At 60.5% G+C, this 2185-nt stretch carries 3 protein-coding genes; all 3 read left to right on the top strand.

The features are described 5' to 3' along the window. A partial coding sequence (locus tag NWF34_RS25165) for a hypothetical protein (protein WP_258326392.1) occupies positions 1-481 on the top strand: 481 nt, incomplete at its 5' end. 118 nt (positions 482-599) lie between these two features. Beyond that, positions 600-1436: a TIGR02391 family protein gene (locus NWF34_RS25160; protein WP_010844954.1), complete on the top strand. Its 837-nt coding sequence runs from the start codon at positions 600-602 to the stop codon at positions 1434-1436. A 330-nt stretch (positions 1437-1766) separates the two neighbouring features. Beyond that, positions 1767-2093, top strand: a complete 327-nt coding sequence (locus NWF34_RS25155) for a hypothetical protein (protein ID WP_020173285.1) — start codon at positions 1767-1769, stop codon at positions 2091-2093. The last annotated feature ends 92 nt before the right edge of the window (positions 2094-2185 follow it).

Below are 2185 nucleotides of genomic sequence, written 5' to 3'. Positions count from 1 at the left end.
GCTTACCTGTCTCCTCGACGATCCGGACCGCCCCATCACGAAACTCCCGGTCGTACTTCTTCCGCTTCTCTGGCATCGTGCTCCTCATTATCGATGCCTCTACGGTTCGGGGGGAACCTCACTCTTCCGTGAGGGTTTGGCGGGTGGGATGAGCGGAACGCTTGATGCCATCGGCTCTCGCGCCAACTCGATATACCCGCCGGGGATGTTCGGTGTTCCGGTGAACCTCGGTTCCTACGGTGGGATGTTCTCGGATCACCTTATGAGTGCGCCTGGCCTCTCCTCGCTTTTTCAGAACGCGCAGAAGCAGATGGTCGACAAATACCCTGACGTGATCGCGCGTGATCAGTCAGCTGAGGTGATGTACAGCGCTCCCGGAGCAGCCGACGTACGGGTCGATCTCCAGTTCGCCGACGACATGGGCGACTTGTGGCGTCGACGGCACGGTCAGCAACCCGAGCCTGTGATGGAGGACGAGTAGGCCAAGTCTCCGAGTCCGACCCACGTCCGAAATGATAAGAACGTCATAACACCTAATCGCAAGGCGCCAGACCTTGGTCAGTCGCCTCTAAGAGCAGAGCCACTCGATGTCGACCACTATGCCCAAACAAACGCCCCCGAAGATTGCTCCCTTCACCCCGGATTTCGTCAAGGGCGTGTGCGACGTGCTTTCGCAGACAGATCATCCGGGACTCACCGGTTCCGAGATCGACTCCTTGCTCCAGATGGTGGGAGTCAGGCAGCGTGAGCCGGGCGGCAACAAGCGCGACAGCCTGTACGTCACTCTCTACAACGTCCAGGTTCGACAGCAAGCCGGCAACGTCATGGGCGGATTCATCGCAAAGGCCATGAATCCTAGCCGGTATGCCGCTCAGCCAGCTCGTTTCGACGAGCTGCGCGACCAGCTCAACCAGTTCCTCGTGTACTACGGCTACGCAGTTAACGAAGCGGGCAAGCTCGCATCCGGAGCGAAGGCATCCAGCATCTCCGAGGGTGCCGCCCTGGCCGGACGACTTCAAACTGAGCTGAGGCGCCGAGGGTGTCACAGCGAGTTATTCCGCTACTGCGACGAGGAACTCATCGGGCGTTCTCTGTTTCATGCAATGTCGGAAGCGTCGAAGAGCATCCCAGCAAGAGTCCGCGGCATCACGGGGTTGGCGGGTGATGGCGCAGCTCTTTACGACGGCGTCCTCGGAACCAATCGCGAGCATCCCGCCTGGTCCATCAACGCCCATGAATCAGACTCCGACATCAGCGAGCACCGCGGCTTTAAAAGCCTGCTCGTTGGGATCCACGGGCACTTCCGAAACCCGCGCGCGCACTCCAGCCGAATCTTCAATGATGAGGTTCTGAACGATTTCTACGACGCGTTCTCGCTCTCCTCCTACGTACATCGTCGGCTCGACTCAATGAGGAGATTGACCGCACCCCACTGAGCCGAAAGCTTGGCTTGCGGCTATCCGCGCCGAGGAACGATTGCTCGGGTCGCTGCTCACGGTCTCAGGTCCGGACCACACCAGAACCAACGGCCCGCTCTAGATCCGCTATGACGAGTCCTCTCATCCGTTTCATCACGACCGGCTTTCTGGGTGCCCACCCCCTCGCTGCGAACGTCACCAATCTGCTCATGCGGCTGCCGACCTCCGGGAGGGCGGCAGATCAGCGCGCCCAGCGAGTGGCGCCGCCAGAATGTCCTATCGCGCCGATATCCTGCCTACGTGCCTCCCCGGTCGCGGGAGGACGTGCTGCGCGATCAAGGGTGAGTGATGATTGACGAATCGGCGGTCGTCGAACAGTTCCTCGAGCTAGCTCGGGGCACGAGCAGCTCGCTGATCAGCTTCCTGCCGGCGTTCGAGGACGCCGTCACAGTTCCGGAAACATCGACTATCGTGCGGACGCACTTTCTCGCACATGATGCCAACGGAGCGCCTGCTGTGGAGCAGCTCGCAGGAGCGATGGCGTCTGCGGCCATGGATTTCTGTATAGCACGTTCGAAGATCGAGCGAGCGTATGCAGAGTACGAGGAGACTCGATCGACCGCGGCCATCGTGAGCTTGAATGAGCTGACGTGTGCGGTCTCAGGAGATGCGTGACGTCGTGTTCTCGGGAGATGCTTACCGGCGGTGGGGCCGGTGGGCGTTGAAGTTGCGAATGGTCTTGGTGGTGGTTCGTGCGTGCAGTGACA

Source organism: Gordonia sp. GONU (assembly GCF_024733855.1).
GTDB classification, from domain to species: Bacteria; Actinomycetota; Actinomycetes; order Mycobacteriales; family Mycobacteriaceae; genus Gordonia; species Gordonia amicalis.
The sequence above is the reverse complement of the archived record's forward strand: the minus strand, read 5'-3'. Positions and strand labels throughout refer to the sequence as shown.